Here is a 21,521-nt window from a genome sequence, read left to right as displayed (position 1 = left end):
CTCTCCCCTTGCGGGAGAGGGGAGGCGCAGCTCAGTGACCCACGCCCATCATCCCCAGCGCCTTCGCGAAGAAGTCCGGCCCGCCGAAATTGCCGGATTTCAGCGCCAGCACCATGGGTTCGCCCGGCTGGCCTTCGGTGCGCAGCAGCGGCACGCCGGGGGCGATCTCGGGGCCGACAAGGAAGGCGGGGATCTTCAGCCGGTCCACGCTCGCCCCCGATGTCTCCCCGCCGGCCAGCACGAGGCGGCGCACGCCGGCCGCCACCAGCCCCTCGGAAATGGCCGCCGTGCCGTGCTCGACGGCGACGCCCGCCGCGTGACGGCCGAAGCGGGCCTGCACCTCGGCCACCTGCTCCGGCGCGCCGCTCGCCGCGATCAGCACCGGCCCGGATGCGAGGCGCGCCTTCGCCCACTCCAGCGCGGCGGCGACCTCCGCCTCGGGGTGGGTGACGAGCCGTTCGGCGGAGAGCCGCAGCACCGGCATCTGGCCTTCGGCGACGGCAATCTGCTCCAGCGTCGCCTTCGAGCAACTGCCCGCGACCACGCCTGCATATCCGCCGATGCCCGCCGCCAGCGCCGCGCCATCACTCTCCCGCCGCAGCACCCGCCCGTCCGCGATCAGCGCCCGCGCCAGTCCAAGGCCGAGGCCGGACGCGCCGGTGGACAGCGGCAGGACCGCCGCCGCGATGCCCACCGCCTCCAGATCCCGGTCGAACACCGCATCCACGATGGCCGCCGTGCGCCCCTCCAGCGCCAGCTTTTCCAGCCGGGCGGACACCGCATCGGCTCCCGCCGCCACATCCTTCAGCGGCACCAGCCCGACCCGGCCGGCGCTCTGGCGGGCGAGCACGCGCTTCAGGTCCGAATCCGTCATGGGGTTGAGGGGGTGATCCTTGAGCGGGCTCTCGTTCAGCGGCACGTCGCCGACGAAGAGGTGGCCCATGTAGACGGTGCGCCCGGTCTCCGGGAACGCTGGCGTCACCGGCACGATGGCGGCGCCGGTGGCGAGGCGCAGGGCATCGGTGACGGGGCCGATATTGCCCTCGTCGGTGGAATCGAAGGTGGAGCAGACCTTGAACAGGATGTGCGACGCACCCCGCCCCTTCAGCCACGCATAGGCCGCCAGCGACTGCGCCACCGCTTCGTCCGCCGGGATGGAGCGGCTTTTCAGCGAGACGACCACCGCGTCGGCATCGGGCAGCGCCAGCGCCGCGTCGGGTACGCCGATGGTCTGGACGGTGCGCACGCCCTCCTTGGACAGGGTGTTCGCGAGGTCGGAGGCGCCGGTGTAGTCGTCGGCAATGACGCCGAGAGTGAGGGGCATACGAAATCCCTTGGGCTGCTTCTGTTGGGGCGTGGGCCTTTTCGTCGGGCCTGCCCTAATCGTTTCGATTAGAGCGCCAAGCGACGCCACAGGGAAGAGCCCGCCCCGAGGGAAGTGTCGTCGGAGAGAGAACGAACCCAGAAAATACGTCCGCGGCCGATTCGGTCACGCCCCGTTCCCGCTGCGTCCCCGCCGCCCGCTCCGGCCTGTGCCGGAACGGGACAGGTCGCGGCCGTCCTCAGCCCGAGTTGCGCAGGCCGGCCGAGATGCCGTTGATGGAGAGCTGGATGCCGTGCAGCACCTTGTCGTCGCCGGGGCTGGCGCGGTGCTGGCGCAGAAGCTCGACCTGCAGGTGGTTCAGCGGATCGAGATAGGGGAAGCGGTTGCGGATGGAGCGGTCCAGCAGCGGATTGCCCTCCAACAGCTTCTGCTGGTCCATGATGGCGAGGAGGTGCTTCAGCGTCAGCTCGTATTCCGCACGGATGCGGCCGAAGATGGCGGTGCGCAGCTCCACGTCCGGCACCAGCTCGGCATAGCGCGAGGCGATGGCGAGCGAGCTTTTCGCCAGCACCATGTCCATGTTGGACAGCAGCGTGCGGAAGAAGGGCCATTCGTGCTGCATGGCCTTGAGGAAGGAGAGGCCATAGTCCGGCCGGCGCGCCACGAAGGCTTCCACCGCCGTGCCGAAGCCGTACCAGGCCGGCAGCATCAGCCGGCACTGCGCCCAGGAGAACACCCAGGGAATGGCGCGCAGCTTCTCGATGGAGCGCGTCCTGGCACGCGAGGCCGGACGCGAGCCGATGTTCAGCGTGGCGATCTCGTTGATGACGGTGGAGGACCAGAAATAGTCCTCGAAGCCCTCGGTCTCGTAGACGAGGTTGCGATAGGCCGCGAACGCCGTGTCCGAGATGTCCTCCATGGCGGTGAGGAATTCGGTGCGCGGCGCCTTGTATTGCGGCTGGAGCAGGGAGGCTTCCAGCGTCGCCGAGACGAGGATCTCGAGGTTGCGCCGGCCCACGTCCGGGTTGGAATATTTGGAGGCGATGATCTCGCCCTGCTCGGTGATGCGGATCTGCCCGTTCACCGCCCCGCCCGGCTGGGCGAGGATGGCGTCGTAGCTCGGCCCGCCGCCGCGTCCCACCGAGCCGCCGCGACCGTGAAACAGGCGCAGGCGCACATTGTGCGCGCCGAACACCTCGATCAGGCCGATCTCCGCCTTGTACAATTCCCAGCCGGAGGTGACGAAGCCGCCGTCCTTGTTGGAATCCGAATAGCCGAGCATCACCTCCTGCTCGGCGCCGCGGCTTGCCACCAGCTTGCGATAGGCGGGAAGCGAGAAGGCACGGTCCATCACCTTGGCGCAGGCTTTCAGGTCCGAGATGGTCTCGAACAGCGGGATGATGTTCACCGCGCTGGCGAGCCCGCCCGTTCCGTCGCTGGAGACGAGGCCGACTTCCTTCAGCAGCAGCGCCACCTCCAGAAGATCGGAGACGCCTTCGGCCTTGGAGATGATGGCGTTGGGGATCACCTCCCGGCCCAGCGCATGGTGCGCGGCGGCCGCCTCGCGCAGGATGTCGAGTTCGGAACAGGTCTCGTCCGAATAGGCAATGAAGGGCGAGGCGAGCGGCCGGGGCGTCGCCAGCTCCTTCAGCAGCAGCGCGATGCGCGCCTCCTCGTCGAGGCCCGCATAATTGGTGCCGGGCGCCGCCTTCTCCAGCAGATCGGCCACGACGCGCTCGTGCACGTCCGAGTTCTGCCTGAGGTCGATGCAGGCGAGATGGAAGCCGAAGCAGTCCGCCGCGCGCCGCAGCAGCCGCAGCCGCCCCCGCGCCAGCACCTTCGATCCGTTCGCCACAAGCGAGTCGTGGATCACGTCGAGGTCGGCGCGGAACGCCTGCGCCGTGGCATAGGGCGCGAGGCCCTCGGCCGTCGCCAGCGGCTCCCCGCGCAGCTTGCGGGCGGTCTGGCGCAGGCGCTCCAGAACGTAGGCGAGGGCGAGGCGATAGGGCTCCTCGCGGTGCTCCTGCGAGCGATCCGGAGAACGGGAGGCGAGCTCCGTCAGGGCGTCGGACACAGTTACGAGGCGCTGGGCGAGGGACAGTTCCGCCCCGAGAGCCACCAGCTCCTGCTCGTAATGGGCGAGGATGCGGTCGCGGTGCAGGCGCACGGTCTCCTTCAGCACCTCGGCGGTGACGAAGGGGTTGCCGTCGCGGTCGCCGCCGATCCAGCTGCCGATGCGCAGGAAGGAGGGCAACTGCACCTCGTCCCCCGCCTCGGCGAGGCGGTCCTCGATGGCGCAATAGAGGCGCGGCACTTCGGTGAGGAAGGTGTAGTCGTAATAGGAGAGGCCGTTCGCCACCTCGTCCAGTACGGTCAGCTTGATGCGGCGGAGCAGGGCCGTCTGCCACAGGGTCAGCACCGCGCGGCGCAGGATTTCCTCGCCCTCGTCCCGCTCCCGCGGGGTGGGCACGACGCGTTCGCGGCGGTCGAGCTCGGCGGCGATCTCCATCTCGCGGTTGAGCGTGCTCTTGCGCCGCACTTCGGTGGGGTGGGCGGTGAGCACCGGGCTCATGCGCGCGCCCGAGAAGAAATCCGCCAGCGCCTCGCGGCCGATCCCCATCTGCTCCGCACGGGAGAAGGCATAGGCGAGGCTGCCCGCGCGCGGCGCCGAGCCGGCGATGGCATGGGCGCGGTTGCGGCGGATGTGGTGCTGGTCCTCGGCGATGTTGGCGAGGTGGGAAAAGTAGCTGAAGGCGCGGATGGTATCGAGGGAGCGGTCGGCGGGCAGCGCCCCCAGAAGGGTGCCCAGTTCGTCGCGGGCCGCCTGGTCGTCGTCGCGGTGGAAGCGGATGGACAGCTGGCGGATGCGCTCCACGAGGTCGAACACCTCGTCGCCTTCCTGGTCGCGGACGGTGTCACCGAGAATGCGGCCGAGCAGCCGGATGTCGTCGCGCAGCGGCTGGTCCTTCACGTCCTCTGCGCGCGGCGCGATGCCGCTCGAAAGTGCCAAATTCGTCATCCGACTTCCCCCGGACTCGTCCGCTGCTGCGGCGCACGTCTCTTTCGACCTTAGTCTTAAGGAAATTGTGCAGGAGCGAAAGGCCGTTCCGGGCGAAGGTGATTTCACGCGCCGTGAAGACGGGCCTCGGCGGCGCGGGCGGCACCGGACATCACGGCGAAGATGCAGGAGAAGAAGCGCTCGATCGCATCCCGCCCCAGCGGGGAAAGGCAGCCGGTGCCACGCATGCCGCGCTCCACCAGCCCGCGCTCCTCGCTGAGCCGCAGCAGATCGAGCACATGGGCCCGCGACAGGTGGAAGCGGCGCGAGAGATTGGCGATGGACGGCGGCTCCTCGCCGATGGATTCGGCGGTGAAGAGGGCGAGGAGCACCATCAGGCCGCCGTCGCGGTCCACCAGATCGGTCAGTTCCGGGGCGGCGGAAACGGGCCGGAAGCCGGAGAGGAAGGCCTCGCCCAGCAACACAGCGAGAACCCGCGTGAAGGCTGCGTCCGCGAGGCGGGAGGCGAGCCGGGCGAGTTCCGGATCCAGTGCCTTGCCGGCCTCGAACACGAGGCGCCACCGCCGGTGCTGGAGCGCGACAAGCTTCTCCTGCGGCATCAGCGGCTTCACCCGGCGATCCTCGGCCGGCGCCGCCGACGCCAGATAGCCGCCCCAGCGCATGAGGGCGAGCATCGCCTTCGCGCGGCCCCGGCTGCACAGGCCGGTGGAGGTGCACAGGGCCACGATCCGCGCCGCCGTGAGCCCGCCCCCCTCTTCCGGCGGCAGGGCATCCAGATAGAGCACCATGAGGCCGAACATGTTGCGGCCGCGATCACTGAGCACGCGGTTGAGCAGCCGGTTGCCGCTGTAGAGTGCGCTGATTTCGCCGACAAGCTGCGCCACCGCCCGCGGGAAGGCGGGATGGGCGATGATGGCGCCCCGCGCTTTGGCAATGCCTGCCGTGTCGAGCCAGTCCACGGCCGCCCCTGCCCGCACCGCCACCAGCCCCAGCACCCGCGCCTCCGACATATCGTCCCGCAACGTTTCGCCGCCAGTCGGGCCAAGAATCGCCATTGCGGTATTACAGGATGACGCCTAGCTGACCCGAAGTCACCTCGGCGCGATGTCAACCCGGGCGTCACGCACAGGTGTCTGTTAAGGATGCCGAGGCCGCCATGCGACTGCGCCTGCTGACACGTTCCGCTTTCCTCGCCGCCACCCTCGCCGCACTGCCGCCGGCCGCCGTCGTCACCCTCGCGACGACCGCCCCCGCCGGTGCCGTGGTCTATTGCAGGGCGGTCGGCGTTCCGAAGGGCTGCGTCGCCCGTCCCACCGCCCCTGCAGCGCGCGCTGCGGTTCATTGCACCCGACCCGGCTATCCCGCAGGCTGCGTGCCGGGTGCCGGAGCCCCCGGCGTCGGCGTCACCCCCGGCGTCGGCGTCACCCCCGGCGTCGGCGTCGGTGCGCCCGGTGTCGGTGTTGCGCCCGGAGTCGGCGTGAATGCCGGCGGCCCGGTCAACCGCGTCGGCGTGCGCTGATCGCGTGCGTCCTGAAATTCACTGGAGGCAACATCCCATGAAGTCCCTGCTCTGCGCCGCTGCCCTGACCCTCGCCTGCGCCGCCCCCGCGCTCGCCGACAAGGCCGCGGCCGACCAGTGCGCCGCCGGCCTCGGCCCCGACGCCAAGGCCGTCTATGCCGCCGCCGCGCCCGGCTTTGCCGGCGCTGCCGATCCCCGTGCGCTCGTGACCGAGAAGACCAAGGCCCTGGTGCAGTCCGGCGCCCTCTCCATGAGCAACGCCCGCCCCGCCGCCGAGGCCGCCGGCGCCTGCCTCACCCAGCTGCGCTGAACCAGACCGGCCGTCGGCTCCAGGCGAGCCGGCGGCCTTTTCCTGCCTTCCAGGCGGGCGGCGTGTTGTTCCCGGAGCGCTTGCCTGAAGCTGCCGCGCGGGTCTAAGGCTGGCGTCTCCCCGCCAAGACCGACCGGCCCATGCCCCACACGCCCGACACCCTTCTCGCCTTCCTCGCGCAGAACGACATTTCCGGCACCACCTACGAGCATCCGCCCGTCCACACGGTGGCCGAATCGCAGGCGCTGCGCGGCGACATTCCCGGCGCCCACACCAAGAACCTGTTCCTGCGCGACGGGAAGAAGACCTATTTCCTGCTGACGCTCGCCGAGGATACCCCGGTGAACCTCAAGGCCCTGCGCGACCCGCTGGGGGCCAAGGGCTCGCTCTCCTTCGCCTCGCCCGAGGCGCTCATGGAGCATCTCGGCATCCTGCCCGGCTCGGTGAGCGTGCTTGCGCTCGCCAACGATACCGAAGGCCGGGTCCGCTTCGCCATCGACGCAGCGCTCATGCGCGCCGACCTCGTGGGCTGCCACCCGCTCACCAACGCCCGCACCACCGTGCTCACGCCGGACGCCCTGCGCGCCTTCTTCCGCCTGACCGGCCACGAGGCGATGGAAGTGGAGATTCCGCCGGCCGGCGAGGCCTAAAGCCCCGCTCAGTTGGCGCAGGACTTCAATTGGCGCACGGCTTCAATTGGCGCAGGGTTTCATGGCGCTCTCGTCGGAGCCGGCCTGGGCCAGCAGCGTTCGCAGATCGATGTCCTGGATCAACGTCACGAAATTGCCCCCCGGCTTCAGCCTGAGATAGGTGCTGAGCAGCAGCGGCCCGGCCGGCAGCGCGCTGCGCACGCATCCCTCCGCCGACACCGCGAGCGATCCGCTGGCGCGCCGCCCCTTCGCCAGCTCGTCCGATTTCAGCGCCAGCGCCTCGCTGCGCGCCGCCTCCAGCTTGCGCCGGCCCTCTTCGGTGAGGCGGAACAGGGTGATGCGCATGCCCGCGCGCTCCTCCTCCTTGAGCGCCGCGAGGGCCTTCGGGTCCGTCTCCACCTCCAGCAACGCCTGGACGGTCGTCTTGCGGGCCTCATCACCCTGGCGCCAGTAGGACATGACCACGAACGCCCCGCCGGGCACCGCCACGATCTCCTTGGGCGCGCGCACGGCCGCGCGCAGGACGGTCAGGTCCGCCGTTTCGAGATCGAGGGTGGCAAGCTGCGGCAGGGAGCTGATGGGCACATGGGAGCAGGCGCCAACCGACAGAACAAGCACCAGCAAGGCGAGCGCCCGCAAGGGCCAGGCATGGGCGAGAAAGAAACGCATCCGATCTCTCATTTTGGGTTGAATAATTACTGTTTTACGATAAAAAATGAATGCGTCAAGGAAAGGCTACTGATGTCCCCTCCGCCCCTCGACCCCAAACTCCATCGCGTCGTGCGCCTCGGGCGCGCCCTTTCGGTCGCAACCCTCGTGATCCTCCTGCTGCTGGTGGCATCCGGCCTCGGCATCTGGCTGTCGCCGGGGCTGGTGGAACGGGTGATCGTCCCGCGCATCGGCCTCGCCGGGCATCCCATCGCCCTCGATGGCGCGAGCCTCGCCGCAGGCCTCGCGATTTCCGCGATCCCGCTCGGCATCCTCGCCTATGGCCTGCTTCAGGTGCGCCAGATCTTCCGCGATTTCGGCCGCGGCGAACTCATCTCCGCCTTGCTGGCGGTGCGGCTGGAGCGCTTCGGCGCGGCGGTGGCGCTCCAGGGCCTGATCGCCCCCTTCGTCGGGGTCGCACTAAGCATCGCCCTCACCCTCAACAACCCGCCGGGCGCGCGCGCCATCGCCGTCTCGATTTCCAGCCACGACGTGGTGGCGGTGATCGTCGGCCTGCTCGTCATCGGGGTGGGGGCGGTCATGCGCGAGGCGGCGCGCATCGCCGAAGAAAACGCGAGCTTCGTCTGAGCGGGGAGGCTATGGGAGCACCATGCCCATCATCGTCAATCTCGACGTGATGCTGGCGCGCCGCAAGATGCGTTCGCGCGAGCTTGCCGAGCGCATCGGCATCACCGAGCAGAACGTCTCATTGCTCAAGTCCGGCAAGGTGCGCGGCGTGCGCTTCGACACGCTCGCCCGCATCTGCGAAACCCTCGGCTGCCAACCCGGCGACATTCTGGAATATGTGCCGGGGAAAGAGGACGCGGACGAGGCGGCGGACTAGCGCCCCGCCTCACCGGTCAGCCCGGCTCGCCCCCCGCCCGGGCGTCATAGGCGGCCTGCGCCGCCAGCACCGCCTCCATGTTGCGCTCGGCCCAGTGGGCGATGGCCGCCACCGCGTCGGTCAGCGTCCGGCCGAGGGGGGTGAGCGCATATTCCACAGTGACCGGCACCGTGGGGAAGACCGCCCGCGAGAGGAGCCCGTCGCGCTCCAGCTTCTTCAGCGTCTGCGACAGCACCTTCTGCGAGATGCCCTTGATGTCCCGCCTGAGGTGATTGAACCGCACGGGGCCGTCGCGCAGCCGGTCGAGGATCAGCACCGCCCATTTGTCGGCGATGCGGTCCAGCACCATGCGCGTCGGGCATTGCGCCTCATAGACATCGAAGGGCCAGGGGAGACGGCAGCTCTCGGCGTCCCGCTCAGGCGCGTTCTGCGGTTTCCCGGAAGTGACCATGTGAGTTCAAGGTGCTCTCTTTTGGGCTCGCTCGACCAGGAGTATGTATCCGATCGGAAGCTAGTTTCCAATGGAAACCTATCCTTGGACGCCCGCGCCACCGTGCGCCGGCGAGCAGGAGAGCGATCATGTCGGGTCAGATTCTGTTTTTCGCGGCCAACGGCAACGTGGGCCAACCGCTGGTGCAGGCCCTTCTGGCGAAGGGCGAACAGGTGAAGGCGGCCTCCCGCGCGGGCAAGGCCGTGGGCGGTGCGCAGGGCGTGGCGCTCGACATGGACGATCCCTCCACCTTCGCCACAGCCTTCGCCGGCGTGGACCGGCTCTTCCTGCTGGCGCCCACCGGCTCCCTCGACATCACCGGGCGCCTCCTGCCCGTGATCGAGGCCGCGGCCGCCCGCAAGGTGAAGGTGGTGCTGATGACGGCCCTCGGCGTCGATGCGGACGACGCCATCCCCTACCGGCAGGTGGAATTGGTTCTGGAGCGCTCGGGCACGCCGTTCGTGATCCTGCGGCCGAACTGGTTCGCGGACAATTTCCACACCTTCTGGAAGGCCGGCATCGACCACGGCGTGATCGCCGTTCCCGCGGCCGAGGGCAAGACGAGCTTCATCGACGCCCGCGACATCGCCGAAAGCGCGGCGGCCGCCCTGACCACGGATCGCTTCGATGGGCGCGCCTTCAACCTCACCGGACCCGAGGCGCTGAGCTATGGCGAGGCGGCGGCCATCCTCGCGCCGGTGACGGGCAAGCCCATCGCCTACACGCCGGTGAGCGATGATGCCTTCGTCGGCATCCTTACGGGCGCGGGCGTGCCGGAACCCTATGCGGGCTTCCTCGCCTCGCTCTTCCACCCCGTCCGCGAGGGCTGGACGGCGCGCATTACCGGCGACGTGGAGACCCTGACCGGCCATGCGCCGCGTTCGCTCGCGACCTATGCGCAGGACAATGCCGCGCGGCTCGCCTGAGCCGCGTCACAGGTCCATGCGGTAGCGGACGAAATCGTCCGCCGCGACGAAGCTGTCGTAGAGCCGGCGGGCAGGATTATCCTGCCGCGTGTGCCAGTAGAGGCTGGACCAGCCCCTCTCCTTGCCCATGCGGACGAGATCCGCGATCAGCGCCCGGCCGATACCGCCACCGCGGCAGGCGGGATCCACGAACAGGTCTTCCAGATAGCAGACGGGGTTGGCGACCCAGGTGCCCTCGTGCAGGACGCTGTTGGAGAAGCCGGCCGGCTCGCCGCCGCGCCGTGCGATGCGCCCGATGATCGGCACCGAGGGATCGAGGATGCGCGCCCAGGTGCGGGCGGTGATGTCCGCCCCCACCTCGGTCTCGTAAAAGGCGTTGTAGCCCGCCCACAGGCGACGCCATGCGGCCTCGTCCTGCGGCTGGGCGTCGGCGATCAGCAGGGCCACATCCGTGCCCGGCCGCTCAGTTGCCGCCGTCCAAGAGGCGGCGGGCGATGACCTGCGCCTGGATCTCCGCCGCGCCCTCGAAGATGTTGAGGATGCGCGCGTCGCACAGGATGCGCGACACCGGATATTCCAGCGCGAAGCCATTGCCGCCGTGGATCTGCAGAGCGTTGTCCGCCGCCGCCCAGGCGACGCGCGCGCCGAGCAGCTTGGACATGCCGGCCTCGAGATCCGTGCGGCGCCCCTCGTCCTTGGCGCGAGCGGCGAAGTAGGTGATCTGGCGGGCGATCATGGTCTCCACCGCCATCATCACGATCTTGTCGGCGACGCGGGGGAAGTTGATGAGCGACTTGCCGAACTGGATGCGCTCCTGCGCATATTTCAGGCCCACCTCCATGGCCGCCTGGGCCACGCCCACGGCGCGGGCGGCGGTCTGGATGCGGGCGCTCTCGAAAGTGGTCATGAGCTGCTTGAAGCCCTGCCCCTCCTCGCCGCCGAGCAGGTTCTTCGCCGGCACGGTGAAGCCGTCGAAGCCGATCTCGTATTCCTTCATGCCGCGATAGCCGAGCACCTCGATCTCGCCGCCGGTCATGCCCTCGGCCGGGAACGGGTTCTCGTCGGAGCCGCGCGGCTTCTCCGCCAGCAGGATGGAGAGGCCCTTGTAGCCGGGCTCGGCCGGATTGGTGCGCACCAAGAGGGTCATGATGTCGGCGCGGACCGGATGGGTGATCCAGGTCTTGTTGCCGTTGACCTTGTAGACGTCTCCCTCCTTCACCGCGCGGGTGCGCAGGGAGGCAAGGTCCGAGCCGGTGTTGGGCTCGGTGAACACCGCCGTGGGCAGGATCTCGCCCGAGGCGATCTTGGGCAGGAAGTGGCCCTTCTGCTCATCCGTGCCGCCGGCGAGGATCAGCTCCGCCGCGATCTCCGAGCGGGTGCCGAGCGAGCCGACGCCGATATAGCCGCGCGACAATTCCTCGGTGACGACGCACATGGCCTCCTTCGGCAGGCCGAGGCCGCCGAACTCTTCCGGAATGGTGAGGCCGAACACGCCCATCTCGGAGAGCTGGGAGATGATCTCCAGCGGGATGTACTCGTTCTTCAGGTGCCACTCGTGGGCGTGGGGGGCGACTTCCGCCTCCACGAAGCGGTGCATCTCGGTGCGCATCGCCTCCGTGGTCTCGTCGAGGCCCGCCTCGCCGATGGTGCCGGCGAGATGCGCGTCGCGGATGATGTCGGCGAGCGCGGCGCGGCTGGCCGCCGTGTTGCCGTTCTCCACCAGCGCCGCGATGGCCGGCTCTGCGGCCAGCGCCGCAATGGTCGCGCCGGAGACATAGAGATCGGGGAGCCGGACGATTTCGCCCTGGCTCATGGGAATGCCGCCGAGGATCTGCGCGACATACTCGCCGAGGCCGATCTGCACGATCAGCTTCTCGGTGTCGCCGAACTTGCCCATCTCGGTCAGACGGTCGGCATAGTGCACCAGCTCGCGCACGGAGAAGACGTAGGTCGCGAGCCACGCGAGGCCGTGGGTGGCGCGCTGCTCCTTCTCCAGCAGGGCGGAAGAGATGCGCCCGCCGTCCGTCACCTTGGCCTTCACCAGGGAGGTCGCCTCGGCCAGCAGCTTCTCCAGGCTGTCGGTCGCGACACGCCCGAGCGCCACGGCGTCGAATTCCCCGGTGGGCACGGACTGAACGGCGGCGCTGGCGGACATGAACTCTCCCCTTTGATTGTGCATTGCGCAATTGACCTATCCTTGCCCCGGAACCGGGCCAAGGCAACGCCTGATTACGAAAGCCGGGATCGGCCCGGATCAGACACCGCACCGCAAATGGTGCGGCGCATGCGCCTTGATACGGCATCCGCCGCCGCGGTCGATCCGACTTTCGCCGTGAGGGGACCGAGCGGGAGCCGGTCGTCAGGGCGTCTCGCTTTGCACCTCGGCGAGGCGGGCGGCGAGCTCCTCGAGGTTCTCCCGCATGTGGACGCAGGCCGAGACCGCCGAGAACAGGGCCGTCAGCGTCTCCGAGCCCACCGCACCGAAGGCGCCCTGGGTATTCAGCTCCTCCACCCGCGCCTCCAGCGCCGCCACGGCCGCGCTGGCCGCATCGGCACGGGTGGCAAGGTCGGCAACGGGCAGGCCGTCCAGCCGGTCGGCGATGGCTGACATCTGGGCGGAGAGCGTCGTCGTCGCGGCCGTGAGGGCCGCAGAGACGAGGCCGGCGACGGGCTCGTCCAAGGGCCGGTCGGCGTTGCGCAGCAGGATGATGGCGGAATGCCACAGCCGCCGGGCACCGCGCACGACAGGCGCGGGATCGGTCTGGGTGGTCAGGCGGCCGGCCTGCTCCGCCCGCACCTCCACGAGGCGCAGGTCGGCCGCGCGCAAGGCGAGACGCGCGCCGGCGTTGAGCCGGTCGATGACCGATGGATCGATCCCCTGCCCCAGCAGGCCGCCGCGTCCGAGCTCCAGCAGCCGCGCGGTCAGCCGCAGCGCCTTGGCGCAGTGGGGAAACAGCTTCCCCAGCGCCCGCTCGGGCAGGATGAGAATGGCGCACAGGAGGCCCACCGCCCCGCCGAGCGTGATCTCCGCCACCCGCGTCAGCCCCGCAAGCCATGGCGCGACATCGCCCGGATGGGCCAGCATGACGATGATGACCGTCACCGGCGCCAACTTGAAGCTGGGTGAGCGGGCGGCCATGGCCGCAGCGATGAACAGCGCCAGCGACAGCACCACCAGCGTCTGGATCTGGGAGGGTCCGGCCACCATCGCCCCCGCGACGCCGACGACGCCGCCCGCCAGCGTTCCCAGCGCCCGGTCGATGGCCACCGACAGGCTGGCACCCAAGGTCGCCTGCACCACCAGCACCGCGGTCAGTACCGCCCAATAGCCGTTGGGCAGGGAGAACTGCTCCGCCAGAAGATAGGTGACGATGCCGGCGATGGTGGCCCGAAGCGCGAGCTTGAGGTGGGCGAGGGCAATGACCTTGCCCAGCCGATCCCGCAACGTGGGAACGCCCGATGCGGCTTCCGGCGTTGCATCCTCGGGCGCGACCTCTGAACGCCCGGCGGCCGGGGATTCAGCCGGTGGCGGTTCAGCCGGGGAATTGGGCTGGCGCGGCATGGGAAATCTCGGCGGGTCCGGACGCCGGATCAGATGGCGCCGTGTCCTCGCTGTCTAGCCGAAGGGGCCGGCCGCCACCAGCCGGACGGTGGACGGGCACGGCCGGCGCTTGCCATTCCGGCCGGAAAGCCCGATTTGACTTGAAACGGGAGACCACATGCTGCGGCGCATCTACCATATCGTTCTGGATGCGTTCTGGACGTTCTCCGCCGACGACGGCTGGGCGATCGCCAGCCATATCGCCTTGTCCGCGCTCATGTCCCTGTTCCCGTTCCTCATCTTCGTCACCGCGCTGGCCGGCTTCCTAGACCTGCGCCCGCTGGCGCAGGAGACCATCCAGCTCATCCTGGAGACCTGGCCGGAGCAGGTGGCCGGGCCCATCTCCCGCGAAATCTACAACGTGGTGAACCAGGTGCGCACCGATGTGCTCACCTATGGCGTCGTCCTCGCCCTCTATTTCTCCTCCAATGGCATCGAAAGCCTGCGCATCGGCCTCAACCGCGCCTATGGCATGAAGGAGATGCGCGCCTGGTACTGGCTCCGGCTGGAATCCATCGGCTACGTGCTGATCGCCTCCGCCGCCATGCTGGCCCTCTCCTTCCTCGTGGTGCTGGGGCCGCTGCTGTGGCAGACGGCGGTGGCGCAGGTGCCTGCGCTGGCGCCCTTTTCCCGCGTCATCACCCTGCTGCGCTTCGGGGCCACCTCCATCATTCTGGTGGTGTCCCTGCTGGTGGCGCACCTGTGGCTGCCGGCGGGACGGCGCAAGCTCGCCGAGGTCGCCCCCGGCATTCTGGTGACGCTCGTCATGTGGCTGGTCGCCGCCACCGCCTTCGGCTTCTATCTGGCGGAATTCCCGGCCAACTATGTCACCACCTATGCCGGCCTCGCCTCGGTGATGATCGCGCTGGTCTTCCTCTACCTCACCGCTTCCATCTTCGTGTTCGGCGGCGAACTCAACGCCGCCATCAAGCGCGCCTTCTCGCCCCCCTCCTCCATCGAGGAGCCCGAGGCGATGAAGGCGCTGTCCTGAGGCCGCCATGCGCGCGCTCCTGCCCGAGCCGCGGCCGGACGGCCGCCAGTCGGAGACCGCAAGGGCGGTCCAGCGCGGGGTGCTGCGCCATCTGGCGCTGGCCGGCATGGCCGGGCTGCCGGAATTCTCGCTGGTGAGCGGAAGGCGGGCCGACATCCTCGCCATGGGGCCGAAGGGCGAGATCACCATCATCGAGATCAAGTCGTCGGTGATCGACTTCCGCACCGATGCCAAATGGCACGAATACCGGGATTTCTGCGACCGGCTGATGTTCGCGGTGCCGATGGACTTCCCCGTCGAGATTCTGCCCGAGGAAACCGGCCTGTTCGTCGCCGACGCCTTCGGCGCCGAATGCCTCAGGCCTGCGCCGCTCCATCCTTTGCCGGCCGCGACACGCAAGGCGCTGACCCTGCGTTTCGCCCGCGCCGCCGCGACGCGGCTCGCTGTGCTCTACGACCCGGACCTGCTGCGCGCGGACATGTAGGGATTGCAGTCACGCCACCGATGGGTCACGCCGCTGGTGCGTCGCGCCAGCCGGGCGGGAGGCCGAAGGCGCTGGAGAAGCCGCGTTCCCCAGCCGGAGACAGGCGCAGCGCGCGGCTGTCCGTCGCGCGGTGCACCCATCCAAGATCCAGCGCCCGATCCAGCAGCGCCGCGCCCAGACGGCCGGCGAGATGGGGCCGGCGCTCGCTCCAGTCGAGGCAGGTGCGGCAGAGCGGCCGCCGGCCCTTGGCCCCGTCGTCGAGCGCGACGCCGAAATCACAGAGGAGGCGGCGGCCCGTATCCGTTACCAGTCCGGCACCGTCGGTGAGGATCACGTGGCCGTTGGCGCGGAGGCCGTCGGCGAGGGCCACGGCAAGGCGGCCGGCCATGTGGTCGTAGCAGGTGCGGGCAAGCCGCAGCGCGGCATCTCTGGGACCGATGGGACGATGGCGCTTCGGCCCACCCGCCGCGACGGTCATCAAAGCGTGGAGCGCCTGCGCCACATCCGCCGAGGCGAGGCGGTAGTAGCGGTGGCGCCCCTGCTTCTCCACCTTGACCAATTCCGCTTCGGCGAGGCGCGCCAGATGGCCGCTCGTGGTCTGCGGCGTTACTCCGGCGTGATGCGCCAGTTCGCCCGCCGTCAGCGCCTGCCCGCCCATCAATGCCGAGAGGATGTTGGCGCGCGCCACGTCGCCGATCAGGCGGGCGACCTCGGCAACGGTATTTCCCGAAACCATGTTCGACATGCCGGAAAGCTAGCCGCCCGCGCCGCCCGCGTCACCGCCGGATGCTTCGGCCCCGGCCGAAGCATGCCCGCGCTTTCCCCCGCTAGAGAGGCCGTGGAATGTTGAGTGAGGGACGCGATCACAATGGCCGGCAGGACACGCTTCGGTATCGAGTTGCTTTTGCTTCTGGTGCTCTCGACGCTCTGGGGTGCGTCCTACACCTTCATCAAGGTCGGGGTGGAAACCATCCCGCCGCTGACCTTCATCGCTGCCCGGACCCTGATCGCCGGAGCCCTCCTCGCGGTCATTCTTCGGCTGCGCGGCATGCGGCTGCCGCAGGATCGGGCCACCTGGGCGCGCTTCCTGTTCCAGGCCGGGCTGAACAGCGTCGTGCCGTTCACCCTGATCGCCTGGGCCGAGCAGACCGTGGACGCGGGCGTCGCCACCATCCTCAACGCCACCTCCCCCATCTTCGCCTTCCTGCTGACGGCCCTCGTGACCCGGCATGAAGCCGTGACCGCCCGCAAGCTCCTCGGCGTTGCGGCAGGTCTTGCGGGGACGGGCTTCATCGTCGGCTTCGGGGCTCTGGAGGGATTTGGCCAGCAAGTGTGGGCCCAGCTCGCCATCGTCGCGGCGACGGTCTGCTATGCCGGCGCCGCCATCTTCGGCAGGGCGTTCAAGGGGCTCGACCCGATGATGCCGGCGGCGGGCTCCCTGCTCTGCGGCGCGGCGGTGCTCCTGCCGGTCAGCATCGCGGTGGACCGGCCCTGGACGCTGGCACCGAGCGCCGGCTCCCTCGTCGCGCTGGGGCTGCTGTCGGTCTTCTCGACCGCGCTCGCGTTCGTCATCTATTTCCGGCTGGTGCGGACGCTCGGCTCCATCGGCACCACGGCGCAGGCCTATCTCAGGGTGCCCATCGGCGTGGCGATCGGCGTCCTGTGCCTTGGCGAGACGCTGGCACCGGACGCCTGGATCGGCCTCGCCTGCGTCGTTGCGGGTGTCGTCGCCATGACGTGGCCGACGCGCAAGACGGCGTGACGGCAAAGACCCGCTCTTGCCGAGCGGGCTCCGCTAGCGCGGCGCCCTTTTGGCCAGAATTCGCTGCAGGGTGCGGCGGTGCATGGAGAGGCGGCGGGCGGTCTCGGAGACGTTGCGGCCGCACAATTCATACACCCGCTGGATGTGTTCCCAGCGCACCCGGTCCGCCGACATGGGGTTCTCGGGCGGGGTCGGCTTGTGATCGGCATTGGCGAGCAGCGCCGCCACCACATCGTCCGCATCGGCGGGCTTGGCGAGATAGTCCACGGCACCGAGCTTCACGGCCGTAACGGCTGTGGCGATGTTGCCGTAGCCGGTGAGGACGATGGCGCGGGCACCGGGGCGGTGCTTCTTGAGTGCGGAGATGACGTCGAGACCGGTGCCGTCGCCGAGCCGCATGTCCACCACCGCATAAGCGGGGGCCGAGGTTTCGACGCGGGCGAGGCCGTCCGCCACCGTCTCGGCGGTGGCCACCTCGAAGCCGCGGGCCTCCATGGCCCGCGCGAGGCGCTGGAGGAAGGACCGATCATCGTCGACGATCAGAACCGACCGGTCGTCCCCCACCTCAGGCATCTCGTTCATCGCGTCTTCCTCAATCCCTCATCGGCAATGCCGGCAAACAAGCACGAGCTCCGGGGCTTTTACGCCGATACGCCCGTAGATTAATCCAATGCGCGTCCCTTTGTCGCGTCCCCATCCACCTCGATCGCCAGCGCCTTGCGCGGCCAGTGGATGCCGATGACCGCGCCGGTGGCCGGCGGGATGCGGTTTTCAAACGTCAGGTTGGCCCCGGTGCGCTCCAGCAGCGTCTTGGCGATGAAGAAGCCGAGACCCAGACCGCTTTCCGCCTCGAGGTCCGCATCCTGCCGCTCGCGGGCGCGGGAGGTGACGTAAGGCTGGCCGATGCGCCCGGAAATCTCCGGCGAGAAGCCCGGCCCGTCGTCGGCGACAACGATGTCGAGGCCCGACGGGGTCCATTGGGCGCTGATGTCCACGCGTGTCGCGGCGAAGTCGACCGCATTCTCCACGAGATTGCCGAGGCCGTAGAGCAGGCCCGGATTGCGGGCGATGACCGGGGCGTCGGGATCATCCTTCACCGAGACCGCGATGGTGATGCCAAAATTGCGGTGCGGCTCCACCACTTCCTCCAGCAGCAGAGCCAGCGGCATGCGGTCGAACGGCGCGTCGCCCGACCTGAGCGAGGTCAGCGTCTGCAGGATGTCGCGACAGCGCGCCACCTGATCGCGCAGCAGCGCCACGTCCTCGCTGTAGGGGCTGTTGTCGCCGATGGAGCGGTGCATCTCCTTCACCACCAGGGCGATGGTGGAGAGTGGCGTGCCCAATTCGTGGGCAGCCGCGGCGGCCAGACCATCGATGGCCGTGAGGTGCTGCTCGCGGGCCAAGACCAGCTCTGTGGCAGCCAACGCATCGGCCAGCTCCCGCGCCTCCTCCGCCACCCGCCACGCATGCATGCCGATGAACCCCACTGCCACCGACAGGGACACCCAGATACCAGCGAGATAGAGATCCGGCAGCACCGGCACATCAGGACCGGCCCACGGCAGCGGCCGGGTCCACAGGCCCACGGAGCCGGCGCAGGCCACCGCGAGAATGCCGAGCATCACCGTCGTGCTCCAGGCGAGCGCGGTGGCGGAGATCATCACCGGAGCGAGATAAAGCAGCACGAATGGGTTCTTCAGCCCGCCGGTGAGGTACAGCAACGCCGTAAGCTGGAGCACGTCATAGGCGAGCAGCGGACCTGCCGCAGCGTCGCCAAGCCGGCGGGCGACGGGATACTTGACCCGCAGGAGCACGTTCACCAGCGCCGAGAGGCCGACCACCGCGAGGCAGGACGTCAGCGGCAAGGGGAAGCCGAGGCCGAGATTGACCACGACCAGCGCCGCAATTTGGCCGGAAATCGCCAGCCAGCGCAGGCGAATCAGGGTGTCGAGGCGCAGGCCGAACGATCTGCCATGGGGCGGCGTTACAAAGGCGGTGGTCATGGAGTAGCGATTCCGGTGTCCCGATGTGTGGAAGCGAGCCTCACGAAAGGGAATAGTGACCCTACTGCCATAGCAGCGGAACAATAGCGGCCTATGTCTTTTGTCGGCATTGACCAACCTTGGAAGTCGGCTCACGCTTGCGTCAACGTGCCGCCTTTCTAGGCAGCCAGTAACGGTGAGGACCACTCATGGCAATCGGCGAGTTCGCAAGTGCTACCCGGCTGCCGCGTCAAGGCGACGTTGGGCTCTCGACTCCGCTCTATTGGATGTACGAGATGGGCTATGCTGCGCTCAACCCATCCCGCGCCATGGCGGACGCCAGCCGGCTGTTCCTGAAAAATCCGATCAACCCGGTCTCGCATACCACCATCGGCAAGTCCATGGCGGCTGCGTGCGAGTTGTTCGAGCGCACCACCCGCCGCTACGGCAAGCCGGACTGGGGCATCACCCACACCTCGGCGGCCGGCCAGACGGTGCCGGTGCACGTGAACACGGTGTGGGAACGGCCGTTCTGCCGGCTGCTGCATTTCGAGCGCGCGTTCGAATATCCGCCGCGCCGTCCGCAGCCGCGCCTGCTCATCGTGGCCCCGGTGTCCGGCCATCACGCCACGCTGCTGCGCGGCACGGTCGAGGCCATGCTGCCCACCCACGACGTCTACGTGACCGACTGGATCGACGCGAAGCTGGTGCCCATGTCGGAAGGCCGCTTCAGCCTGTCCGACTATGTGGACTACCTCATCTCCATCTTCCACCGCATGGGCGGCAACTGCCACGTCATGGCGGTCTGCCAGCCGGCGGTGCCGGTGATGATGGCCATCGCCCGCATGGAAGCGGAGGAAGATCCCTTCGTGCCCAAGTCCATGGTGCTCATGGGCGGCCCCATCGACACCCGCGAGGCCCCCACCGCGGTGAACACGCTGGCCCAGGACCGCGGCATCGAATGGTTCCGCCGCAACGTCATCACCACCGTGCCGTGGCCGCATCCCGGCGCGCTGCGCGAGGTCTATCCGGGCTTCCTGCAGCTCAACGGCTTCATGTCCATGAACCTCGACCGGCACCTGCAGGCCCATTGGGACCTGTTCCGGCACCTGGTGCAGGGCGACGGCGACTCGGCCGAAAAGCACCGCGATTTCTACGACGAGTATCTCGCCGTCATGGACTTGACCGCGGATTTCTACCTGGAAACCGTGGAGAATGTCTTCATCACCCATGCCCTGCCGAAGGGCGAAATCATGCATCATTCGCAGGTGGTGAAGCCGGACCTCATCCGCCGCGTCGCGCTGATGACGGTGGAAGGGGAGAAGGACGACATCTCCGGCATCGGCCAGACCAAGGCCGCGCACAAGCTGTGCCCGCTGATCCCCGAGGACATGCGCGCCCATTGGGAGCAGCCGGGCGTCGGCCATTACGGCGTTTTCAACGGCTCGCGCTTCCGCTCGGAGATCGCGCCGCGCATTTCCGACTTCATCCTCTCCCAGGAATTCCGCAAAGATGGACGGGCCCGGCCCATGCCGGACCGCCCGGCGCCGGAGGCCGCGGGCGAGGAAGAGCCGGACGTGTTCGCCCTCAACAAGAATGTGACCGCGCTTTATCCCCGGATTGCGCCGACTTAGTACTGGCGGCGCGGCGAAATTCTTGGGAAGATACCGGAGGTAACTTCGCCCCGGCTGCCCAATGCTGTTTCGCCGCCAGACTCGCAATGAGGACCGCAAATCGTCGCTGACGCCCGGCGTCGAGACGATCGAGCTGTTGCTTGACGACGAGACGCTGCGGGTCGCGGTTCGCCGCCATCCGCAGGCGCGCCGGCTCACGCTCAGGGTGCGGGCGACCTCCCGGGACGTGACCCTCACAGCCCCGCCCCATGTGGCGCTTTCCTTCGCCCGCGCCTTCGTGGAACGGCATCGCGAATGGGTGCGCGTGCGCCTCGTGCGCCTGCCGGAGGCGGTGCCGTTCGAGGATGGCGCCGTCATTCCCCTGCGCGGCGAGCCGCACCGCATCGTCCATCGCCCCGATGCGCGCGGAACGGTGTGGATCGAGCCGGCCGTGCGCGGCATGCCCACCCTCTGCGTCGCCGGCGAGGCGCCGCACATGGGGCGCCGCGTGCTGGACTTCCTGAAGAAGGAAGCCCGGCGCGACCTTGCCGCCGCGGTCAAGCATTATACGCAGGCGCTCGGCGTCGAGGTCGGCCGGCTCACGCTGCGCGACACGGCGAGCCGCTGGGGCTCCTGCTCGGCGCGGGGCGACCTCTCCTTCTCCTGGCGGCTGATCTTCGCGCCGGCCTTCGTGCTGGATTATCTCGCGGCCCACGAGGTGGCGCACCGCCTGGAGATGAACCACGGGGTGCGCTTCTGGCGGCTGGTGGAGCAGGTCTGCCCCAACCGCAAGGAGGCGGAGGCGTGGCTGAGGCGCCACGGCTCCGAACTCCACCGCTATGGCGAAGGCTGAGCCTCGCGGCCTTCTCAGGCGACCTTCTTCCGGCCAAGGCTGATCGCGCCGGGGCCGGCGGCGAAATAGATCAGCAATCCGCCGATGATGCCCACGTTCTTGAGGAACTGGGTCTGCTGCGCCGCCTGGGCTGCGGCATCGGGGAAGGTCCAGAACATGTGTGAAATCATCGTCGCGACAACCGTGAAGCCCGCCATCCAGATGGCGGTCGCCCGCGGAAACAGACCGACGATGAGCAGCAGCGGCCCGACGACTTCGGTCGCGGTGGCGATCGGCGCCAGCACCTGCGGCAGGAGAACCCCCTTGCCGGCCAGAAAACCGGTGAAGCCGGAGAGATTGCTGAGCTTGCTGATGCCCGAGGGCAGGAACAGGGCCGCAAGGAAGATCCGTCCCACAAGCAGGGCGAGGTCATCAAGGGTACGCAAGGCGTCATCTCCAACACACA

General features: G+C 68.8%; 23 protein-coding genes. 11 read left to right on the top strand and 12 right to left on the bottom strand.

Annotation, left to right across the window (positions count from 1 at the left end):
• Positions 1-31 precede the first annotated feature (31 nt).
• The 3 genes from otnK to EJ105_RS20220 form a co-directional block, all read right to left on the bottom strand.
• On the bottom strand, positions 32-1,324 hold the full coding sequence (otnK, locus tag EJ105_RS20230) for a 3-oxo-tetronate kinase (protein ID WP_250167756.1): 1,293 nt from the start codon (positions 1,322-1,324) through the stop codon (positions 32-34).
• A 238-nt stretch (positions 1,325-1,562) separates the two neighbouring features.
• Positions 1,563-4,343, bottom strand: coding sequence for a phosphoenolpyruvate carboxylase (gene ppc / locus EJ105_RS20225; protein ID WP_250167755.1), 2,781 nt, complete (start codon positions 4,341-4,343; stop codon positions 1,563-1,565).
• 104 nt (positions 4,344-4,447) lie between these two features.
• The gene (locus EJ105_RS20220; protein ID WP_250167754.1) at positions 4,448-5,398 is read right to left on the bottom strand and encodes a hypothetical protein; all 951 of its coding nucleotides are present in this window, start codon (positions 5,396-5,398) and stop codon (positions 4,448-4,450) included.
• Between the two features lie 101 nt (positions 5,399-5,499).
• Here EJ105_RS20220 and EJ105_RS20215 point away from each other — a divergent pair, with 101 nt between their 5' ends.
• The 3 genes from EJ105_RS20215 (at position 5,500) to EJ105_RS20205 (ending at position 6,822) form a co-directional block, all read left to right on the top strand.
• Positions 5,500-5,862, top strand: a complete 363-nt coding sequence (locus EJ105_RS20215; protein WP_250167753.1) for a hypothetical protein — start codon at positions 5,500-5,502, stop codon at positions 5,860-5,862.
• 37 nt (positions 5,863-5,899) lie between these two features.
• Positions 5,900-6,172: a hypothetical protein gene (locus EJ105_RS20210; RefSeq protein WP_024281289.1), complete on the top strand. Its 273-nt coding sequence runs from the start codon at positions 5,900-5,902 to the stop codon at positions 6,170-6,172.
• Positions 6,173-6,312: 140 nt separating this feature from the next.
• The gene (locus EJ105_RS20205) at positions 6,313-6,822 is read left to right on the top strand and encodes a prolyl-tRNA synthetase associated domain-containing protein (RefSeq protein ID WP_250167752.1); all 510 of its coding nucleotides are present in this window, start codon (positions 6,313-6,315) and stop codon (positions 6,820-6,822) included.
• Positions 6,823-6,864: 42 nt separating this feature from the next.
• On the opposite strand, the gene EJ105_RS20200 is transcribed toward EJ105_RS20205, so the two are convergent.
• Positions 6,865-7,491 (bottom strand): hypothetical protein, encoded by a 627-nt coding sequence (locus EJ105_RS20200; protein ID WP_250167751.1) that lies wholly within the window; start codon positions 7,489-7,491, stop codon positions 6,865-6,867.
• 72 nt (positions 7,492-7,563) lie between these two features.
• Between EJ105_RS20200 and EJ105_RS20195 the strand changes: the two genes are divergently transcribed.
• Positions 7,564-8,118 carry a DUF2975 domain-containing protein gene (locus tag EJ105_RS20195; RefSeq protein WP_250167750.1) on the top strand — a complete coding sequence of 185 codons (555 nt, stop codon included), beginning with the start codon at positions 7,564-7,566 and terminating at the stop codon, positions 8,116-8,118.
• Between the two features lie 22 nt (positions 8,119-8,140).
• Positions 8,141-8,374, top strand: a complete 234-nt coding sequence (locus EJ105_RS20190) for a helix-turn-helix domain-containing protein (RefSeq protein ID WP_250167749.1) — start codon at positions 8,141-8,143, stop codon at positions 8,372-8,374.
• Between the two features lie 16 nt (positions 8,375-8,390).
• Here the strand turns inward: EJ105_RS20190 and EJ105_RS20185 are convergent, their stop codons facing one another.
• Entirely contained in the window at positions 8,391-8,723 is a 333-nt protein-coding gene (locus EJ105_RS20185; RefSeq protein WP_250167790.1) for a winged helix-turn-helix transcriptional regulator, read from the bottom strand.
• Positions 8,724-8,953: 230 nt separating this feature from the next.
• On the opposite strand from EJ105_RS20185, the gene EJ105_RS20180 reads away from it, so the two are divergent.
• Complete coding sequence (locus EJ105_RS20180; protein WP_250167748.1) at positions 8,954-9,790, top strand: SDR family oxidoreductase; 837 nt, start codon at positions 8,954-8,956, stop codon at positions 9,788-9,790.
• 6 nt (positions 9,791-9,796) lie between these two features.
• Here EJ105_RS20180 and EJ105_RS20175 read toward each other — a convergent pair whose 3' ends face one another.
• The 3 genes from EJ105_RS20175 to EJ105_RS20165 form a co-directional block, all read right to left on the bottom strand.
• Positions 9,797-10,231: a GNAT family N-acetyltransferase gene (locus tag EJ105_RS20175; protein ID WP_284145563.1), complete on the bottom strand. Its 435-nt coding sequence runs from the start codon at positions 10,229-10,231 to the stop codon at positions 9,797-9,799.
• A 22-nt stretch (positions 10,232-10,253) separates the two neighbouring features.
• Complete coding sequence (locus EJ105_RS20170) at positions 10,254-11,945, bottom strand: acyl-CoA dehydrogenase family protein (RefSeq protein WP_250167746.1); 1,692 nt, start codon at positions 11,943-11,945, stop codon at positions 10,254-10,256.
• Positions 11,946-12,149: 204 nt separating this feature from the next.
• Positions 12,150-13,352, bottom strand: a complete 1,203-nt coding sequence (locus EJ105_RS20165; RefSeq protein WP_250167745.1) for an FUSC family protein — start codon at positions 13,350-13,352, stop codon at positions 12,150-12,152.
• Between the two features lie 157 nt (positions 13,353-13,509).
• Between EJ105_RS20165 and EJ105_RS20160 the strand changes: the two genes are divergently transcribed.
• Positions 13,510-14,382, top strand: coding sequence for a YihY/virulence factor BrkB family protein (locus tag EJ105_RS20160; protein ID WP_029556440.1), 873 nt, complete (start codon positions 13,510-13,512; stop codon positions 14,380-14,382).
• A gap of 7 nt (positions 14,383-14,389) precedes the next feature.
• On the top strand, positions 14,390-14,866 hold the full coding sequence (locus tag EJ105_RS20155; RefSeq protein ID WP_029556439.1) for an MmcB family DNA repair protein: 477 nt from the start codon (positions 14,390-14,392) through the stop codon (positions 14,864-14,866).
• A 25-nt stretch (positions 14,867-14,891) separates the two neighbouring features.
• On the opposite strand, the gene EJ105_RS20150 is transcribed toward EJ105_RS20155, so the two are convergent.
• A complete protein-coding gene (locus EJ105_RS20150) occupies positions 14,892-15,602 on the bottom strand; it encodes an ArsR/SmtB family transcription factor (protein ID WP_029556438.1) in 711 nt (236 codons plus the stop codon).
• Positions 15,603-15,734: 132 nt separating this feature from the next.
• Here EJ105_RS20150 and EJ105_RS20145 point away from each other — a divergent pair, with 132 nt between their 5' ends.
• Positions 15,735-16,628, top strand: a complete 894-nt coding sequence (locus EJ105_RS20145; RefSeq protein WP_250167744.1) for a DMT family transporter — start codon at positions 15,735-15,737, stop codon at positions 16,626-16,628.
• Between the two features lie 33 nt (positions 16,629-16,661).
• Here the strand turns inward: EJ105_RS20145 and EJ105_RS20140 are convergent, their stop codons facing one another.
• Positions 16,662-17,210, bottom strand: coding sequence for an ActR/PrrA/RegA family redox response regulator transcription factor (locus EJ105_RS20140; protein WP_024281303.1), 549 nt, complete (start codon positions 17,208-17,210; stop codon positions 16,662-16,664).
• Between the two features lie 80 nt (positions 17,211-17,290).
• Positions 17,291-18,631 (bottom strand): ActS/PrrB/RegB family redox-sensitive histidine kinase, encoded by a 1,341-nt coding sequence (locus EJ105_RS20135; protein WP_029556437.1) that lies wholly within the window; start codon positions 18,629-18,631, stop codon positions 17,291-17,293.
• 188 nt (positions 18,632-18,819) lie between these two features.
• Here EJ105_RS20135 and EJ105_RS20130 point away from each other — a divergent pair, with 188 nt between their 5' ends.
• Both EJ105_RS20130 and EJ105_RS20125 read left to right on the top strand, forming a co-directional pair.
• Positions 18,820-20,244 carry a polyhydroxyalkanoate depolymerase gene (locus EJ105_RS20130; protein WP_029556436.1) on the top strand — a complete coding sequence of 475 codons (1,425 nt, stop codon included), beginning with the start codon at positions 18,820-18,822 and terminating at the stop codon, positions 20,242-20,244.
• Between the two features lie 61 nt (positions 20,245-20,305).
• Positions 20,306-21,076: a M48 family metallopeptidase gene (locus EJ105_RS20125; RefSeq protein WP_029556435.1), complete on the top strand. Its 771-nt coding sequence runs from the start codon at positions 20,306-20,308 to the stop codon at positions 21,074-21,076.
• Between the two features lie 14 nt (positions 21,077-21,090).
• Here EJ105_RS20125 and EJ105_RS20120 read toward each other — a convergent pair whose 3' ends face one another.
• Positions 21,091-21,501 (bottom strand): DoxX family protein, encoded by a 411-nt coding sequence (locus EJ105_RS20120; RefSeq protein ID WP_250167743.1) that lies wholly within the window; start codon positions 21,499-21,501, stop codon positions 21,091-21,093.
• Positions 21,502-21,521: the final 20 nt, after the last annotated feature.

The organism is Xanthobacter aminoxidans (assembly GCF_023571765.1).
Classification (GTDB): domain Bacteria; phylum Pseudomonadota; class Alphaproteobacteria; order Rhizobiales; family Xanthobacteraceae; genus Xanthobacter; species Xanthobacter aminoxidans.
The sequence above is the reverse complement of the archived record's forward strand: the minus strand, read 5'-3'. Positions and strand labels throughout refer to the sequence as shown.

Excerpts from the sequence above, each read along its gene's own strand:
- EJ105_RS20200 (WP_250167751.1), bottom strand. The coding sequence starts at position 7,491 with ATGCGTTTCTTTCTCGCCCATGCCTGGCCCTTGCGGGCGCTCGCCTTG.
- EJ105_RS20190 (WP_250167749.1), top strand. The coding sequence starts at position 8,141 with ATGCCCATCATCGTCAATCTCGACGTGATGCTGGCGCGCCGCAAGATG.
- EJ105_RS20140 (WP_024281303.1), bottom strand. The coding sequence starts at position 17,210 with ATGAACGAGATGCCTGAGGTGGGGGACGACCGGTCGGTTCTGATCGTC.
- EJ105_RS20160 (WP_029556440.1), top strand. The coding sequence starts at position 13,510 with ATGCTGCGGCGCATCTACCATATCGTTCTGGATGCGTTCTGGACGTTC.
- EJ105_RS20170 (WP_250167746.1), bottom strand. The coding sequence starts at position 11,945 with ATGTCCGCCAGCGCCGCCGTTCAGTCCGTGCCCACCGGGGAATTCGAC.
- EJ105_RS20155 (WP_029556439.1), top strand. The coding sequence starts at position 14,390 with ATGCGCGCGCTCCTGCCCGAGCCGCGGCCGGACGGCCGCCAGTCGGAG.
- EJ105_RS20210 (WP_024281289.1), top strand. The coding sequence starts at position 5,900 with ATGAAGTCCCTGCTCTGCGCCGCTGCCCTGACCCTCGCCTGCGCCGCC.
- EJ105_RS20180 (WP_250167748.1), top strand. The coding sequence starts at position 8,954 with ATGTCGGGTCAGATTCTGTTTTTCGCGGCCAACGGCAACGTGGGCCAA.
- EJ105_RS20205 (WP_250167752.1), top strand. The coding sequence starts at position 6,313 with ATGCCCCACACGCCCGACACCCTTCTCGCCTTCCTCGCGCAGAACGAC.
- EJ105_RS20165 (WP_250167745.1), bottom strand. The coding sequence starts at position 13,352 with ATGCCGCGCCAGCCCAATTCCCCGGCTGAACCGCCACCGGCTGAATCC.
- EJ105_RS20130 (WP_029556436.1), top strand. The coding sequence starts at position 18,820 with ATGGCAATCGGCGAGTTCGCAAGTGCTACCCGGCTGCCGCGTCAAGGC.
- EJ105_RS20125 (WP_029556435.1), top strand. The coding sequence starts at position 20,306 with ATGCTGTTTCGCCGCCAGACTCGCAATGAGGACCGCAAATCGTCGCTG.
- EJ105_RS20150 (WP_029556438.1), bottom strand. The coding sequence starts at position 15,602 with ATGGTTTCGGGAAATACCGTTGCCGAGGTCGCCCGCCTGATCGGCGAC.
- EJ105_RS20215 (WP_250167753.1), top strand. The coding sequence starts at position 5,500 with ATGCGACTGCGCCTGCTGACACGTTCCGCTTTCCTCGCCGCCACCCTC.
- EJ105_RS20195 (WP_250167750.1), top strand. The coding sequence starts at position 7,564 with ATGTCCCCTCCGCCCCTCGACCCCAAACTCCATCGCGTCGTGCGCCTC.
- EJ105_RS20145 (WP_250167744.1), top strand. The coding sequence starts at position 15,735 with ATGGCCGGCAGGACACGCTTCGGTATCGAGTTGCTTTTGCTTCTGGTG.
- EJ105_RS20185 (WP_250167790.1), bottom strand. The coding sequence starts at position 8,723 with ATGGTGCTGGACCGCATCGCCGACAAATGGGCGGTGCTGATCCTCGAC.
- otnK (WP_250167756.1), bottom strand. The coding sequence starts at position 1,324 with ATGCCCCTCACTCTCGGCGTCATTGCCGACGACTACACCGGCGCCTCC.
- EJ105_RS20135 (WP_029556437.1), bottom strand. The coding sequence starts at position 18,631 with ATGACCACCGCCTTTGTAACGCCGCCCCATGGCAGATCGTTCGGCCTG.
- EJ105_RS20220 (WP_250167754.1), bottom strand. The coding sequence starts at position 5,398 with ATGGCGATTCTTGGCCCGACTGGCGGCGAAACGTTGCGGGACGATATG.
- ppc (WP_250167755.1), bottom strand. The coding sequence starts at position 4,343 with ATGACGAATTTGGCACTTTCGAGCGGCATCGCGCCGCGCGCAGAGGAC.